This window comes from Mucilaginibacter sp. P4_C11, assembly GCF_056402115.1.
The window spans coordinates 1-17,592 of record NZ_JBFUIA010000008.1; the positions used below are offsets into that span (position 1 = coordinate 1).

The following is a 17,592-nucleotide window of genomic DNA, read 5'->3' on the forward strand; positions in this document are numbered from 1 at the left end:
ATGGCCCGATTAAATTTATTGGAAGAGACCCGGTACGAGAAGCTGCCGGTAAGCGTTTATGGCAACCAGCAGGAGGCATCCATTGCCGTAGCAGGCAGGATAGCTAAACTTATCCGCGATAAGCAGGCAAAAGGCGAGCAGGCAGTGCTTGGCCTGGCAACAGGTGTTACCCCCATCCGTGTTTATGCCGAACTGGTACGCTTACACAAAGAAGAAGGCTTGTCGTTTAAAGATGTTATCACCTTTAATCTGGATGAGTATTATCCCATGAAGCCCGATGCTGCCCAAAGCTATGTTACTTTCATGTACGAGAACCTTTTCAGCCATGTTGATATTGATAAGGCCAATGTGCATATCCCCGATGGTACTTTGGATAAAGAAGACGTGGTARCCTTCTGCCTGGATTATGAAAAACAGATTGAAGAATTAGGCGGCCTGGATTTACAGATATTAGGTATCGGCCGTACCGGCCACATCGGTTTTAACGAACCGGGYTCGGCGCCAAATTCGGGTACCCGTTTGGTTACTTTAGATGATTTGACCCGCAGTGATGCCGCCCGCGATTTTGGCGGCAAGGCCAATGTGCCTACCAAAGCCATCACCATGGGTATTGGTACCATTTTTAAAGCAAGAGAGATCATCCTGATGGCCTGGAGCGCCAAAAAAGCACCTATTGTTAAAAAAGCCGTGGAAGGTGAAATATCCGGCGAAGTACCTGCCACTTACCTGCAATTATCAGATCATGTTGAATTTGTGCTTGACGAAGCAGCCGCATCTGAACTCACCCGTTTTGATACCCCATGGCTGGTAAAAGATTGTTCATGGGATGATAATACCCTGAAAAAGAAAGCCGTGATCTGGCTGGCTGATACCATTGGTAAACCTGTATTAAAACTTACCGAAGAAGATTACAACAACCACGGTATGGCTCAATTAGCAGTAGAGCAGGGCCCGGTTTACAACATCAATATTGATATTTTTAACCAGATACAGCATACCATTACCGGCTGGCCGGGTGGCAAGCCGAATGCAGATGACTCACAACGGCCTGAAAGAGCTTTRCCWGCMAAAAAACGCTCGGTTATCTTCTCCCCGCACCCGGATGATGATGTGATATCGATGGGTGGTACCTTCATCCGCCTGGTTGACCAGGGACATGATGTGCATGTGGCCTACCAAACATCGGGCAATACCGCCGTCTGGGACGATGATGTGCTGCGCTACATGGAATTTGCTATCGATTTTACCAACAGCATTGGCGAGGACGGCGGCCATCTGACTAAATTATACGAAGAAATGCGCGCTTTCTTCCCGCAAAAACAACCCAACCAGATTGATACCCGCGAAATCAGGAATGTAAAAGGTTTCATCCGTAAAACAGAGGCGATCTCGGGAGCCCGTTATGCAGGTTTGCCCGATGACCATATCCACTTTATGGCCTTGCCCTTTTACGAAACAGGCAAAACCAAAAAGAACACCGTTGGCGAAGAAGATATTCAGCTGACCATCGACCTGTTACAAAAAATAAAGCCACACCAGATTTTCGCTGCCGGCGATTTTGCCGACCCTAACGGAACCCACCTGGTTTGCTTCAACATTATCCTTGCAGCACTCGACCGGTTGAAAGCCACAGAAGAATGGGTTAAAGATTGCTGGCTGTGGATGTACCGCGGCGCATGGCACGAGTTTGAAACTTATGAAATTGAAATGGCTGTGCCACTTTCACCACAGGAAGTTATCCGCAAGCGCAACGCTATCTTTAAACACCAATCACAAAAAGACAGGCCTGTTTTCCCTGGTGACGATGCAAGGGAATTCTGGGTTAGGGCTGAGGATCGGACGAGAGATACTGCTAAAAAATACGATAGACTTGGCTTGGCAGAATATGAAGCCATGGAAGGATTTAAGCGTTATAAGTTTTAAGAGGTTGTACGTTTTACGTGGTACGTTATACGTCAGATCACAACAAGGTAATTCTATCGCCTACTTATTCTGGTTCTATTTATGCAGAAATTTAAGGACTTAATTCTATGGAAAGAAGCTCATCAACTTACCGTTAAAGTTTATGAGGTATCCAAAAAATTCCCAAAGGAAGAGCTATTTGGTGTTACGTCCCAATTAAGGCGGGCGGCAACATCAATCTCTTGCAATATAGCAGAAGGTTGCGGTAGATATACCTCGAAAGACTTTGCAAATTTCCTTCAAATTTCGCTCGGCTCAACTAATGAAACTGATTATCTAACAATATTGGCGAAAGATCTAAACTATCTTTCCGAAGGCGATTTCGTCATATTACAGGAAAAAATCAATAAGGTAAGAGCAATGAATATTAACTTACTCGAAAAAGTAAGGAACAAAAACGTATAACTTAAAACGTCCAACGTATAACCTAATGACCCAACAGGAAAAAAACCCAAGACTCCTCTCCCTTGATGTAATGCGTGGCGCTACCATTGCCGCCATGATATTGGTGAACGACCCCGGCGATTGGGGGCATATTTATCCGCCGCTGGAACATTCCAAATGGAATGGCTGTACGCCTACAGACCTGGTGTTTCCATTTTTTTTGTTTATGGTTGGGGTATCGGTTACCTATGCTATGGAAAGCAGGAAAGCAACTGTTCCTCATTCCAAATTAATTCTGAAAGCACTGCAACGCACCGTTATCTTAATTGCTATCCCGTGGATAACACAATTGATATTTCATTGGGATCGAGGGTTTTCGCATTTAAGGTTTCCCGGCGTATTGCCACGTATTGCTTTGGTCTATTTCATTTGTACCATCATCTATCTAAAAACATCACAAAAAACACGCGATTGGATTTTTGCCGGCGCGTTAATTGGTTATTTTATCATCATGACGTTTATCCCCGTTCCGGGTGTAGGCTATGCCAACCTGGAACCAGCCACTAACATGGGGGCCTGGGTAGACAGGTTGGTTTTTACCACCAATCACCTCTGGAGTGAATCGCACACCTGGGACCCCGAAGGCTTATTGGGCACCTTACCTGCTGTGGCAACCGGGTTGTTCGGTATCAGGATTGGCAGTTGGTTGAAGCGAAAAGATGTAGACGATAATGTTAAGGTAAGCTGGATGTTTACCTATGGCGTTATAGCCGTTGTTGCGGGGCTGGTTTGGGATTTGTTTTTCCCCATTAATAAAGCCCTGTGGACAAGCTCTTTTGTGCTTTACACCGGCGGATTGGCCACCATTGCACTGGCACTAAGCTACTGGCTTATTGATGTGCAGGGGCGTAAACGGTTTACTTATCCTTTCGTGGTTTTTGGGGCCAACGCCATTACGGCTTATGTGCTTTCGGGTTTTATTCCGCATTATATGAACATGATAAAAATTGGCGGATTATCTATTTATCAAACCTTTTTTGCGCCCCATTTCTCGCCCCTGAATGCCTCCTTGGCAAGTGCCATATTTACAGTTATTATATTATGGCTGGTGATGTGGATATTGTATCTTCGAAAAATAATTATCAAAATATAGTAAATGAAATTTAAACCAACCCTTATCGCCTTAATGGGCATTTTGCTCTTCTGCATCACCAACTCAAAGGCACAAACCACCACTCCATCCTTCAGTGCATCGCAATTAAAAGCGGCCGAAAATTTTTTGATAGCCACCGGGATAAACAGCCAATTTGGAGGAATTGTTGATAACATGATAAATACATCAAGCGCCCAGGTTCCCGAAGCACAACGAGGAGAATTTGTAAACGTAATGAAACGTTTTATGGTCAAATACTATTCGTGGGATGTATTAAAAACTGAATTTGCAAAAATATACGCCACAGAGTATACCGAAGATGAACTCAATCAGTTAACGGCCTTTTACAATTCGCCGCTTGGTAAAAAGTTAAGCGCGAAAACGCCAATTTTAATGCAAAAGGGCATGGCTTTAGGGCAAAAAACCGTAGCCGACCACAGGCCCGAGCTGGAGCAAATGATGCAAGACGCATTTGCGAAAAAAGAAGCACCAGCGACAAAGCAATAATTAAGGACCACAATTTGTAACTAATAGTTTCGTTTAGCATCTTAGCATAAAATATTCCCTATAATAATATGAATTTAAATAAACAGCTTTCTGTAGCCGCTTTAGCTTTCCTTATAGCTTCAGGAAGTGCTTTTGCACAAGTTAAAAAAAAGCCGGCACCATCGCCCAAAAGCAAACCGGTAGCATCGCAATTGCTTGCAAAGGCAGATGTATTGCCCATAGATAATAAGGTAATAATTGGCAAACTGCCTAATGGCCTTACTTATTACATCAGGCAAAATGTTGAACCTAAAAACAAAGCCGAACTTTACCTGGTAAACAAGGTAGGGTCTGTTTTAGAAACCGATGATCAGCAAGGCCTTGCCCACTTTACCGAGCACATGGCCTTTAACGGCACCCGCGATTTCCCTAAAAACCAAATGGTTGATTACCTGCAAAAATCAGGTGTGAAATTTGGCGCCGATTTAAATGCTTACACCTCATTTAACGAAACCGTTTACCAGCTACCCATTCCTACCGATACGGCAGCTATTTTTAATAATGGCTTTAAAATATTGGCCAACTGGGCAGGCTACGTAAGCTTCGATCCTGCTGAAATTGATAAAGAACGCGGTGTTGTTTTAGAAGAGCAGCGGCTGCGCGGCAAAAACGCGCAGGAGCGTTTGCAACAGCAGATATTGCCCGTGTTGCTTAATAGCTCCCGCTACGCATTGCGTTTGCCTATAGGTAAGGAAGATATCCTTAAAAACTTTAAACCCGAGACAATAAAAAGCTTTTACCATGACTGGTACCGCCCCGATTTGCAGGCGGTAATTGCGGTGGGCGATTTTGACCCTAAACATGTTGAAGAGCTGATAAAGCAAAACTTCTCGGGCCTGCAAAACCCAACTGCCGAAAAACCACGCACAAAGTACACCGTACCTGCTACACCGGGTACTGCTGTTAAAATAGCTACAGATAAGGAATTCCCTTACACGCTGGCCGAAATCATTGTAAAACATCCTGGTACAACGGTTAAAAACACCGTTGACTATATGCAGAGTGTCAGGATCAGGTTGTTTAACCAGATGCTGAATGCCCGTTTAGGCGAATTGCTGCAAAAACCAAATCCACCGTTTTTATTTGGCCGCTCAAGCTATGGCGGCTTTTTGGGTGAACAGGATGCCTTTACTTCCATTGCCGTTGCCAAAACGCCTGCCGAGTTAGAAGGCGCCATTAAAGCCGTTGTTGCCGAAACAGAAAGGGCCCGCAAGTTTGGCTTTACCCTTACCGAACTGGAGCGCGCCAAACAGGATGCGTTGGTGCAAATGGGTAATGCCTATAAAGAGCGTGATAAAACACGATCGGCAAATTTTGTACGTGAGTATCAGCAACACTTTTTAGAAGGCGAAGCAATCCCCGGTATTGAGTACGAATACAATTATTATGTAAACAATATTAACAAGATCACGGTAGACCAGATGAATGCTTTGGCCGGTAAATTTATTGGCGACCAAAACAGGGCCGTGATTGTTGAAGCCCCCGAAAAAGACAAGGCTACCTTACCAACCGAAGCCACATTACTGCAATGGATAAGTGCGGCAGGACAAGGTGTTACCGCCTATGTTGACAATGTATCATCAGAGCCTTTGTTGAGTAAATTACCCGAGGGTACCAAAGTTGTGAATACCGTTGTCGATTCGTTAATTGGTACTACTACTATAACCCTTGGTAATGGGCTTAAAGTGGTATTAAAGCCAACCGATTATAAAAACGACCAGATCCTGATTAATGGCTATGCCTTTGGTGGCTCGTCGTTAGCAAGCGATGATGATTTTACATCGGCTAACCTGGCTTCGTCTATCATTAGCAGCAGCGGTATTGCGCAGTTTAACCAGGGTATGCTCGATAAAAAAATGGCCGGCAAAAATGTGAGCATTACACCGTACATCAGCGAGTTTGCCCAGGGTATTTCGGGTAACTCATCGCCTGCAGATTTTGAAACGGCGTTGCAGTTAATTTACCTGTACTTTACCCAGCCACGCAAGGATAACGATATCTGGCAATCAACAATTGCCCAAACAAAATCTGTATTGGCCAACAGGGGCCTCGATCCGCCGAGCGTGTTCCAGGATACAGTATCGGCCACGTTAAGCAACCACAATTTCAGGGGAATGGTTACCACGCCCGAAAGGCTGAGCAAAGCATCATTGGATAAGGCCTACAGCTTTTATAAAGCCAGGTTTGCCGATGCAAGCAATTTCACCTTCACCCTGGTGGGTAATTTTGATGTGGAAACGGTAAAACCATACCTGGAGCATTACTTAGGAGGTTTGCCATCAACCAATAGCAAAGAAACCTACAAGAATTTGAACATTCAACCTCCGGCAGGCGAGGTCACCAAAATAGTTAATAAGGGTGAAGCCGAAAAAAGCAGTGTGCAACTGGTATTCAGCGGAGATTATGAGTATAACGATGCCAATAACATCCAAATGGATGCATTGGAGGAAGTATTGAATATTAAATTGATTGAACGCCTGCGCGAGCAGGAAAGCGGTGTTTACGCTCCTGGCGTAAGGGCGGGTTACCACAAAACGCCAAGCGGCAGGTATAGCATCACCGTTTATTTTGGATGTGCGCCAGCGAATGTAGACAAAATGATTGCCTCTACCCTGGATGAGATAGCCAAGCTTAAACAAAATGGTGCCCTACCAACCGATATCCAAAAATTTGTAGCCGAAGAAGCCCGCAGCACACGCGAGCAAATGAAAGAAAATGTTTTTTGGGCCGGATACCTGGCGTCATCGTCACAAAACGGCGAAAACCCGGATCAAATTTTGCAACACGTAGGTAACCTGGAACAGGTAACTGTACAAAGTACCAAAGATGCAGCCAATAAATACTTAAGCGGCAAAAACTTTATCAAATTGATTTTACTGCCCGAGAAGAAATAATTATTTCTTGCTGATAGTAAAAGCGCCCTGTTGGTTTACCCGGCAGGGCGCTTTTTGTTGGTCCCATCAATATGGTCTTTCGCTTAATGTATATTGATATAGGCAGAAGCCGTCTCATGTGCTTTGTGCACCACAACAGCCACACATTTTTTAGTAGCGTCGTCTACCTCGAAGGATATGCCCTTATCGGCATCAGTATAAACCTGTACATTGTGGCCGTTGGCTTTATACCTGGTAACAGGTTTTAGCGAATAATTTTTTTTAACAGCATCTAAAGTAGCACCAACACCCAAATGACCGGCAGTTTTAAACCACGGCGATGTTATCAGTATTTTTTGGACACGGCTGATAGATTCATCTTTGCCGCCCATGTTACGGTGCGAATAAATACTGGTGCGGTAGCCTTTGGTATCGTGTTTGGCAAACCATACCATTAATGAGCTGCCCATGGCAGCATCCGAGCTATCGGGCTTGCCTAATTGCATTAAGGCCAGCTCCAGGTCCTGGTCAATCAGTATATGGCCTATTCCTTTTCCCGGCAAAATAAGGCGATCGCTTGTAACGGTACCCATAGTTGAGGTATCTGACATTATCAGCTTATCGGCTGCAGAATCATCAACGATAGATTTATCGGTTAGTGTAGTATCAGCCGCCCCGGTTTTGGCAGTATCGGCAGTTGATTGTTTTTGGGCTGGCTGGTTACAGGATAACAGGCCTGTTGCCAGCAATATGATCAGGCTACTTTTTATCATACTATAGCTAACAGGATTTATCACTAATTTGTTGGCGCGTATTTGTTGCATTGGCTAACTAAACGCAAATTCAATTGTTAAGCAAAGGATGATTACAAAGGGCCGGCAGGTTATACAGCATTGGTACAAGCAAAAAAACTGGCAGCAATTCGCCTTTCAGCAGGAAATGGAGGCGGCCTACCTGGGCGGCTACTCCGGCTTGCTTAACGCCCCTACTGGGAGCGGCAAAACCTTTGCTTTGTTTTTGCCCTTCCTGGTCGATTTTATTAACAAATACCCCGATACTTACACCACGCAAAAAAACAATGGCTTGCTGATGCTATGGATAACCCCATTGCGTGCGCTCACCAACGATATCCGCAAAGCCATGCAGGAAGCCTGCGACGAAATGGGCTTGCCCTGGCATATAGCTACCCGCACAGGCGATACATCGGCAGCAGAAAAAGCCGCGCTGAAACGGAAATTACCCGAGGTGCTGCTTACCACCCCCGAAAGCCTGCACCTGATGCTGGCCCAAAAAGACTACCCCAAATTGTTCAATAACCTGCAGGTTGTAGTTATTGACGAGTGGCACGAACTCCTGGGCACCAAACGCGGCGTACAGGTGGAGCTGGGGCTGTCTAAGTTGAAAGCCTTAAGTCCGAAGTCTGAAGTCTTTAGTGAGGTCCCCGAAAAAGACTCAGGACTTATGACTCAGAACTTAAGACTCAAAATCTGGGGCATCAGCGCAACCATAGGCAACCTGGAGCAGGCGGCCGAGGTTTTGCTGGGCAATAACTTCCCGGCAGATCAGATCAGGATGGTACGGGCCAACCTGGAGAAGAAACTGGATATCCAGTCCATCATCCCCGATAATGTGGAGAATTACTCATGGGCAGGCCATATTGGTTTAAAGCTGCTGCCGCAAGTGATGGAGATTGTGGCCAAAAGTAAAACCACGCTGATATTCACCAATACTCGGTCGCAATCCGAGATCTGGTACCATGCTATTTTAGATAATTACCCGGAATATGCCGGCATTATGGCCATGCACCACGGTTCGTTGGATAACGAGCTGCGCAACTGGGTAGAGCAGGCCCTGCATGCCGAAGCCCTGAAACTGGTGGTGTGCACATCCAGCCTGGATCTTGGGGTCGATTTTCGGCCGGTTGATTGCGTAATACAGGTGGGCAGCCCCAAAGGCGTGGCCCGTTTTATGCAACGGGCCGGGCGAAGCGGCCACCACCCGGGTGCGGTATCACGGGCGTATTTTGTACCTACACACTCATTGGAATTGCTGGAAGGGGCCGCGCTTAAAGCCGCCATCAAACGCGGCATATTTGAAAGCCGCGACCCTATGCTGCTTACCATGGACGTGCTGATCCAATACATGGTTACATTGGCCGTATCAGACGGTTTTAGGGCCGATGAGCTATTTAACGAGGTAAAGGGTACCTACGCCTTTGCCGACCTTAGCCGCAACGAATTTGGCCAGCTGCTGGAGTTTATAACCACCGGCGGCAAAACACTGGCGCAATACGATGAATTTTTAAAGGTAGAAATAGAGAACGGCCTGTACAAAGTAAACAGCCGCAGGGTGGCCATGCGGCACCGCCTGAGTATAGGCACCATCACCAGCGAGCTGAGCATCCGGGTAAAATGGTTAAGCGGCGGCAGCCTGGGCACCATCGAAGAATCCTTCGTATCCAAGCTTAAGCCAGGCAATACCTTCTGGTTTGCAGGCCGTAGCCTGGAGTTTATCCGGGTAAAGGAAATGACGGCCTTTGTCAAAAAATCAAACTCCACCAAGGGGTTGATACCCAGCTGGAATGGTGGGCGCATGCCCTTGTCGTCACAACTGGCTGCTGTGTTCAGGGATAAGCTGGACGAGGTGGCGCATGGCATCGAAAAAGATGTTGAAGTCATCGCCCTCAAGCCCTTGTTTAAATTGCAGCAGGAGTTATCGCACCTGCCCCAGAGCCACGAGTTTTTGATCGAGTCATTTAAATCCCGCGAAGGGCACCACCTGTTATTTTATCCTTTTGAAGGCCGGCTGGTACACGAGGGGATGGCATCATTGCTGGCCTTCAGGATCAGTAAAATCAGGAATGCCAGCTTCAGCATCGCCATGAACGATTATGGCTTTGAGTTGCTTACCGACGAGGACGTACCCATTGAGGACGTGCTGGAAGATGCCAGCTTTTTTTCGATAGATAACCTCATTGATGATATCCAGCACAGCCTGAATGCCAACGAGATGGCCCGCAGGCGGTTCAGGGACATAGCCCACATTGGCGGGCTGGTATTTACCGGCTATCCCGGGCAGCAGGTGAAGAATAAGCATTTGCAGGCATCAACCTCCTTATTGTTCGAGGTGTTTACCGAGTACGAGCCGGATAACCTGCTGGTGCGCCAGGCATATAATGAGGCTTTGGCTTTCCAGCTGGAGGAGTTTAGGCTGCGTGCAGCTTTACAACGGATAGCCACCCAAACCATCATCCTGAAAACCATTGAACGGCCTACGCCATTTGCCTTCCCGATAATGGTTGACAGCCTGGGCCGGGAAAAACTGACTACCGAAACTATGGAGGAACGTATTGCCAAAATGGCCCGCCGCTACGGTGCCGAAGGCGTTGGCGAAGTTGATGAAACCCGCAAAAACCGCAAGCCCGGCATCACCCGGAAGAAGGGATTTTAAGTGCCCTTAAAAACTGCACTTTACGAGTATCCACCTGTAGTTAATTAACATGCCATGTAAATAAAAACTGTTCAGCAGCGCTGGATATCATCGCATATTTTTTATATTTATAAGCAGTAAATCACCTCAAAAACCTATCGCCATGGCCTCAAAAATCAGCTTCAATACCGATAAAATACCGCGTTTAAATACGTTTATTCCACAGGCCGTAATAGCAGGCGGTTTAATATACGTTTCGGGCATGGCGGGGCTTAATCCCGAGACCGGCAAACTTATCAGCGATACTTTTGAAGGGCAGGCCCGGCAGGCTTTTACTAACATCCAAACCATACTGCAGGAAGCCGGCAGCAATATGGATAACATTGTAAAAACCACCATCTGGATGGTTAGCGGCCAGGACCCAACCTTTGCAGCCATCAATAAAGTTTATGCCGAATTCTTCCCCGAAAACCCGCCGGCACGCAGCGCCCCGCAGGTAATGCCTTTTCCGGGTGGTATCCTGGTTTCGGTGGAGTGCGTGGCGCTGGCGTAAGGTGAATTGCGGCACATCACGCTATAGTTTTCAGTGCAAATGTTTGGGTTATTTAATGAAAATAAAAAAAAATAACCCAAAGGAGCACATGATATTTATACTTAAATTTTTTATAAGGAGGTTGAAAAATGCTTAATGTATTATTCGTAATAACAAACGAATATCTGCAATTATTTTTTATGATATTGACAATAATAGTTGTCGCCGTTTTGGCTTATACTTTATTGTTAATTATCCGGGCATTAAAAAAATATTTGAGGGAAGAACGGTAGGTGGCGTTTTCCTGTACCCTTGGGTTTCTGCAATGCTATTAAGTTAAAGATTTTATCCCCCGGAGGGGGAAAAGCTTTGTAGCAAAAAAGAAAAATGTAGCACCGTGCCAGAGGTACGGAACTTTAGGCATCGTTCTAAAAAAGCTTACAGATTTTAGAGTTATCCTGTGATCAATTTACGGGTGGCGTACCTCTGGCACGCAAAAACGTTAATTCGTGTGTGCTACAAAGCTTGTACTCCTCTGGAGCACCTTTGAGACCCAAAATTTAATAGTATTGGAGAGAAGGTAAATTGAGCGGCTAAACAACGACTGGCTGCCCTGCTGTGGACAAGCAAAGCTTCTGGTGAAGTGTTGTCACTTTACCGGCGAAAGCTTGCATTTTACGCATATTTCGGTTGTGGAACTATATAATACGGCGTTTTCGCTAAGCAACGAGTGCAGGGATACTAATACCAACACAGCCTAAACTGGGTGGGAGCTAAATTATTGAGGCATTTTCTTGTTTCGCTTTAGTCTTTTATTAAATTTATAGGAAATAACTTAACCTTATGGCTTCACTAAAAGATACACCGGAACATGCTGATGGGAATACTCCAAAATTTAAAAAAATATTAAAACATTTACTTAACGACGGCCACATTTTCCTAATCGTATTGTTAGGCATAGGCGGAATGTTTTTTTATACGAGTTTTTTCTTTTCGCATTTGAAGACTACGAAATTTAAAAAAGAATATTGGCTGGTAAAAGATACATTAGTTAGAGGCAATACCAGAACCGCCGCCGATACCGTAATCACGACCGAAGATACATTAAAAGTCGTTTATCATCCTCTGATTAGCGCTCATATTGACAGCTCGGCAAAGGACCGTGGACGTGCCTTGAAAAGCCACGAGAAGCTCGAAAATACCAACGGCAAATCTACTATCAACTATAAACAGCTATACTTTACATATAATTCTGTTTTCATGGTGTGGATTGCATTCGGTGCAATTGGGTTTGGTTTTGCGCTGGCTTCTCTGCCTGTGCTGCTTATGTCTATCAGAAATTTAATTCTTCAGTTTAAAATTAGGTGGTGGACACTTGGATTCATAACATTTTTTTCTGCAGTAATTGGCTGGCTTATGTACCATTCTGACAAAATTGATTATTTTATGGGAACAATTACCATTGTCAGACAATTCGGCATTTTAGTTAGTGAACCCGACAGTTTGCATTATTTTGTGGTGGCAGGTGTTGTAGCCGGATTATTCGGTTTTGCAGGGCAAATGTTGGTTAATACTTCAATAAATAAATTGCCCGATACGATTGCATTTCTTGATGAGATGGAACAGAAAGACGTCAGGAAGAAATTTTTATTGCTCCGAAATCAACTTAAGCTTTTTCTCATAATTAATTCCGTCTCTATTGTGCTTTCCGTACTTACAGTTGATGCTTTCAGAAGGGCTATTATTGCAGACATTCAAGTTAATTTGGATATTTTACCACAGAATTTTGTTTATCTGTACGGGCTTATATTTACATCTTGCCTGGCTGTCATTTATGTGCCTATCTATTCGCGATTGAAACTTAAAGGTGAGCAGATGCTGGACGATGTTTCTCAAGCTGACCAGGAAGGTAACTTAAAATCCATTACAGCAACGTTACGCATTCAGCAAACTCCCATTGAAAGTTTGCAAGTCATACTTTCCATATTAGCATCTGTGCTCACAAGCTTAGTGCCCGGCTTGCTAAAAATTTGACCGTAAAAGAATACGTAATATTCAAATCGCTGTCCGTAGCTGTGCCGTTGAGCTTCAGTTACGGAGCTGTAATACGGCATTTCGTGAGGTTAACCAAAAGTGGTCGGTGTGGAAACGCCGACCAAAGGCCGGACTGGCGGTAAATACATTACCCCCAGGATCAAAAAATAATAAGATGGAAGATATCGCGGATATATATGTAGCTATTGAGTTCCCCAAAAGAAACGAAAGTATAGACACATTCACCCAAAACTATTTAAAAGGCTTTAAGGAGACTAATGGTTACTACGAATACCCGCCTTTTAGGGGTGAAACCGAATTTGAAACGGATGATTATAAATTAATGTTGTCATTTGTTTTACAAAAGGAAAAGAGCAGATTTTGTTTTTATTTTGAAAATGAGGCAAATAACGAAGCGCCCTTCGCCATGATGTTTTTTAACCAAGACGGATCGTTGTTTTTAGGCCTTGGGGTTCATGAACAGTTTGAGTCGAAATATGAACAGATGCTGAAAAACGACTTTCAATCATCCTTAATTATGTTTTGCTATAACGTTATGCCGCCAGATAATTTGGTGGAATTTAAATCTGTCATACAACGTAAATGATAATCCTCGCTACGGCACCCGATTAACAATTGGGTAGGCAGCTAAAAGTGTTGCGGGAGCGAGGGAAATAAAATTTTAAAACTGCCCCGTTTTGCTCATCTTTGAGCACCTAATGAAAGAATTGCCTGTTTTAATAGCTGAATACATAGAAGGCCGTAGCTATGCTGTTGGTGAATTATACGATAGATTTAAAAACCGATTACTGTTGCTGGCATATAACTACTGCCAGGACAAAGAGCTGAGCAGGGACATAGTACAGGATGTTTTTGAGAAATTATTGATTTTACCTGTCGAAAAACGGAAGGAGTATTTTGGCACCCCGGATATCAATATCCTCGCTTATTTAACAGTTATCATAAAAAACAAATGTATTGATGCAAAAAGAATTAGTAGTAACAGGGAGAAAATTTTAAATAGCAGTCGTTATCCTTTTAATTCATCAATAAAGATAACTTCGTTAGAAAGATTTTCTATTGATGGATTAAATGAAATGTTAACCAATTTACAACCAAGAGAGCGCCAGATTATTCAACTTCACATAAACGGGTATTCTAATCAGGAAATTGCCTCCAGCCTTAATATTAGCTACAATACAGTTAAAAATAACATTTATGACTCCAGAAAGAAACTGAAAAACCTTTGGAACTTATTTATGTCTTAAAAAAAAGATAAACCTCTGTGGAAAGCCAAAACAACCATTCGCTAACATTTGACGATGTTATTGCCGCATCAAAGCCGGGAGTTTCTTTGGATGTTCGTGAATCAGTAAAAAGGAAACTGGAAAATACTTTTTCGAACGACGAGGCGCTGGAAGGTGTGATTAAATTCCTGAAAAATCATAACTATAATTTTGATGAGTTATATCAATTTCTTGATTTGGCCATCGATCTGTCTGATACAAAAGCGCCCAGGAAAATTAATTATCGATTTGTTATAGCTACTGCTGCATCTATAGTGCTGGTTATAGGAATTGTTTGGTTACTGCTATATAAAAACAAATCAAACAAAGAAATGACGGCAGCTGTTTTTTATGAGCCGGGCTTGCCTGTTTTTGCCGCAGCCAATGGCAAAAAAGACTTCCAGGAATTAATGTCGGCATATAGGATGGGGGATACAAAAACGGGGCTGGATTTTTATAACAGGCTGATAAAAAAAGATGTCGCTAATGATACGCTGCATTATTTTGGCGGCTGGCTGTTTTTTATGAATAAACAGCCTCATTTGGCTATGAATGATTTTAAAATTGCGGCCAACACATTAAATGGGAGTTACCGTTATAAGGCTGAATACATGCAGGCAATCAGCTGTTATATTGCCGGCCAAAAAACAGAATCAAAACAATTATTTGAAAAAATTCAAAGAGATAAATTAAGCCCTTATCAAAAAGATGCTAAACTATTATTGTCTAAAAGTGGTTTTTGGTAATTTATTATTACTTTTTTTTCTCCTTTTTACCAGAAAGATTGACAACGGTATAGTTAAAAATACGGCAAAATAATAGCTTACAGCCTTTTTTTCTACAAGTTTAACCGGCGAGTCATCACCTATTATTGTTAATCCGCCCCAGTAAACCGGATTCTTTTCTTCTTCTGTTTTGGTTTGCGCTAAATAGTCTTTTTGAGCACTCCTTAAAGCGTCAGACTTTTTCATTCCTGCCGACAGATAATGGTAGAATTTTTCAACAATAAACGAGGCAGAACGGTCATCCAGTTTCCAATAGGAAAACAAACAGCTTTTAGAACCGGCATAGGTAAACCAATAAGCCATATTTAGATAACTATCGGTCACCCTGATATCGCCCATGCCTGTTTGGCAGAGCGACAATACGGTTAAATCCGCTTGTAACTTTGTGTTGATAATTTCATTAATGGTTAAAAACCTGCTTTCGCCATAATGGGAACTATCCATAACTATTTTTAAATTCTCGGCAGCCACCGCATCGCTGAAACAATGGCCGGCAATTTGGATGATATTTGCCTTACCAGCGCTTAACTGATAATTGGGAATGGTGGAGTTTGACTGGTTAAAAACATTAAAGCCAAATGTTGTTTTTAAAACATTGCCCGATTTGTTGAAAAACGGCAAACTATAAAATATGGTATTAGTATAGCTTGGTATATAGGCCTGAAGATTGGTTAACACATTGCCGTTTTGTTTTTTTAACCGGCTCCTCATGGATGCAAATTGATACGAAAAGTCGTAGTTAACGATGTATTTATTTCTCAGGTAAGGGAGGCTGCCAAAAGACCGGATACCCAATGTATCAGACACCATCATGTCAAACTTAACGATGGATGATAAGGTAGATGAATATACAAGCAGGTGGTTTATGCGGTTGCCCAGCAACGTTTTTATGGGGTCAAAAAAAGCCTGGTATGCGGCATAGTAATACTTTTTAAAATGAGAAAGGTTGTTACAAACAGAATCGGAGATTTGTATTTGGCCGAAACGCTTTTTAAGATTTCCGAAGTTGATTTTTTGAATAGAAACGGTGTCGGCACTTATTACTATGGCATATATATAGTCATAGTAAGATGTTAAATCCGAAAAACTGATTATTGCCTCATTTAAACGGAGGTGCTTTTGTATGGCCTGTATTTGGGGTAAAATGGGTTCGGCAATATGGTTTCGGCATTTATACTCATCTTTAAGAAAATAATTCTTGCTGCTTTCCTGGGCACTAAACGCCAAATCTAAATATTTTTTATCCTTTTCTGTTTGGTATAGCTGATAACAAATTCTAATTACATCTTCATAAGGGCTTTTGGCATAATTTTCACGAAAATAATGTAATGATTTACTCTGGTTAATCATTTGCCAATTTTGCCAGTAAGGCGCCAATTGAAGCCATTGCACTAATTCTTCCTTTTTCTTTTTAACCAATAGCCTGCCGGTATAAATACTGTCTTTTACCCCTGATTCCCACAGGTATGTGTTTGAATAAGCGAAAGTGTATTGAGCAATGGAAAAGTTATTTTTTTTCAAAATTGCTTTTGATGAGTCGAAATACTTTTCGGCCAATTTAAAAAACCGGCATTGGTAATTGAGTAAACCAATCAAATTGTTAAGGTATAATAAATCAATCTTATTGGATGGGTAATTAGATTTTAATATGGTTGCCGCCATCTGATAGCCAACAAGTGATTTTGGGTACCACCGTCTGTTAACTCGCGGATCCTTATTTCTGGTTTGATCAATATTGGCATTGCCGATAGCCCTCCACAATAAGTTTTGATTATACCGCTCTCTGTTATAGCCCTTATTTATTAGTTTGATGGCCGTGTCTGCTATTACGAATACCTTTTTGTCATCAAGGTTGCGGTATATATTGATAGATGCAGTGTAAAACGATACCGGATTGTAAAACTTCTTTTCTTTTTGGGCGGCGGTGTTATAAAGGTAGCGTGCCGAATCTAAATAAGGTTTGCCCGTATTAGGCACAATTTGATATGCATAATATCGGGCCATATTTATATAGGCTTTTGCTTTATAAAAGTTTTTAAGATGGTTGCGCGTTGCAAGTTGTAAAACGGTATCAGAAATATTTTTAAACTCCTCCATTTTAAACAGGCCGAAATAACATTCTGCTAAAACCAAATAAGCATCTGTTTTTATTTTAACATTTGGAGGGGCATTTAATACACCTGTAGCAAGAGTACTTCGCAATTGTTGAATTGCCATCACGCGGTTTCCATTTTCGTTTAAAATTCGCGCTAATAGCACCTTTGCCTTAATGATATCAGCTGCTGCCAATGGTTTTTTGACGAGGCTATTCAACATATTAAATGCCTGTTTCTGTTTGCCGGCTTCTACCAGGGAATCAGCTTGCTGAAGGTTATTACTTTGGCTTAATGTATTTTGAGCATAGCATAAAGCTGGTAATAGGATTTGAATGATTGCGATAAGGAAAAGGCATTTTAAATTGTTTTGTTGCATCGGCTAAACTACGTACACCGTAGTAATTAATAGGATACGCTCAAGCGTAAAGACAGAGCTCCCCCTGGCTATCCAATCTGAACTTCAAATGTAAGGAATAGTTAAATATTATTATAGGGCGGGGGAAAATCAAATG

13 protein-coding genes are annotated in these 17,592 nt (G+C 42.8%); 11 read left to right on the forward strand and 2 right to left on the reverse strand.

All coding sequences use genetic code 11. The features are described from left to right. The 5 genes from nagB to AC1DU2_RS09065 form a co-directional block, all read left to right on the forward strand. On the forward strand, nt 1-1,923 hold a 1,923-nt coding region (gene nagB, locus AC1DU2_RS09045), incomplete at its 5' end, for a glucosamine-6-phosphate deaminase (protein WP_477383802.1). Between the two features lie 81 nt (nt 1,924-2,004). Then, nucleotides 2,005-2,367 (forward strand): four helix bundle protein, encoded by a 363-nt coding sequence (locus tag AC1DU2_RS09050; RefSeq protein WP_477383803.1) that lies wholly within the window; start codon nt 2,005-2,007, stop codon nt 2,365-2,367. A gap of 25 nt (nt 2,368-2,392) precedes the next feature. After that, complete coding sequence (locus tag AC1DU2_RS09055) at nt 2,393-3,499, forward strand: acyltransferase family protein (protein ID WP_477383804.1); 1,107 nt, start codon at nt 2,393-2,395, stop codon at nt 3,497-3,499. 3 nt (nt 3,500-3,502) lie between these two features. After that, nucleotides 3,503-4,006, forward strand: coding sequence for a DUF2059 domain-containing protein (locus AC1DU2_RS09060; RefSeq protein WP_477356824.1), 504 nt, complete (start codon nt 3,503-3,505; stop codon nt 4,004-4,006). A gap of 68 nt (nt 4,007-4,074) precedes the next feature. Continuing rightward, a complete protein-coding gene (locus AC1DU2_RS09065) occupies nt 4,075-6,939 on the forward strand; it encodes a M16 family metallopeptidase (protein WP_477383805.1) in 2,865 nt (954 codons plus the stop codon). An 83-nt stretch (nt 6,940-7,022) separates the two neighbouring features. On the opposite strand, the gene AC1DU2_RS09070 is transcribed toward AC1DU2_RS09065, so the two are convergent. After that, a complete protein-coding gene (locus AC1DU2_RS09070) occupies nt 7,023-7,742 on the reverse strand; it encodes a hypothetical protein (RefSeq protein ID WP_477383806.1) in 720 nt (239 codons plus the stop codon). 37 nt (nt 7,743-7,779) lie between these two features. On the opposite strand from AC1DU2_RS09070, the gene AC1DU2_RS09075 reads away from it, so the two are divergent. From AC1DU2_RS09075 to AC1DU2_RS09100, 6 genes are all read left to right on the forward strand, one after another. Further along, the gene (locus AC1DU2_RS09075; protein ID WP_477383807.1) at nt 7,780-10,368 is read left to right on the forward strand and encodes a ligase-associated DNA damage response DEXH box helicase; all 2,589 of its coding nucleotides are present in this window, start codon (nt 7,780-7,782) and stop codon (nt 10,366-10,368) included. Between the two features lie 142 nt (nt 10,369-10,510). Further along, nucleotides 10,511-10,900, forward strand: coding sequence for a RidA family protein (locus AC1DU2_RS09080; protein ID WP_477383808.1), 390 nt, complete (start codon nt 10,511-10,513; stop codon nt 10,898-10,900). An 822-nt stretch (nt 10,901-11,722) separates the two neighbouring features. Beyond that, nucleotides 11,723-12,913 (forward strand): hypothetical protein, encoded by a 1,191-nt coding sequence (locus AC1DU2_RS09085; protein WP_477383809.1) that lies wholly within the window; start codon nt 11,723-11,725, stop codon nt 12,911-12,913. Between the two features lie 175 nt (nt 12,914-13,088). Beyond that, on the forward strand, nt 13,089-13,520 hold the full coding sequence (locus tag AC1DU2_RS09090) for a hypothetical protein (protein WP_477383810.1): 432 nt from the start codon (nt 13,089-13,091) through the stop codon (nt 13,518-13,520). Nucleotides 13,521-13,632: 112 nt separating this feature from the next. Next, nucleotides 13,633-14,181: an RNA polymerase sigma factor gene (locus tag AC1DU2_RS09095; RefSeq protein ID WP_477383811.1), complete on the forward strand. Its 549-nt coding sequence runs from the start codon at nt 13,633-13,635 to the stop codon at nt 14,179-14,181. Between the two features lie 17 nt (nt 14,182-14,198). Continuing rightward, nucleotides 14,199-14,945 (forward strand): tetratricopeptide repeat protein, encoded by a 747-nt coding sequence (locus tag AC1DU2_RS09100; protein ID WP_477383812.1) that lies wholly within the window; start codon nt 14,199-14,201, stop codon nt 14,943-14,945. Here the strand turns inward: AC1DU2_RS09100 and AC1DU2_RS09105 are convergent. Beyond that, nucleotides 14,919-17,456 carry a CHAT domain-containing protein gene (locus AC1DU2_RS09105; RefSeq protein WP_477383813.1) on the reverse strand — a complete coding sequence of 846 codons (2,538 nt, stop codon included), beginning with the start codon at nt 17,454-17,456 and terminating at the stop codon, nt 14,919-14,921. The two genes, AC1DU2_RS09100 and AC1DU2_RS09105, sit on opposite strands and share 27 nt — an antisense overlap. Nucleotides 17,457-17,592: the final 136 nt, after the last annotated feature.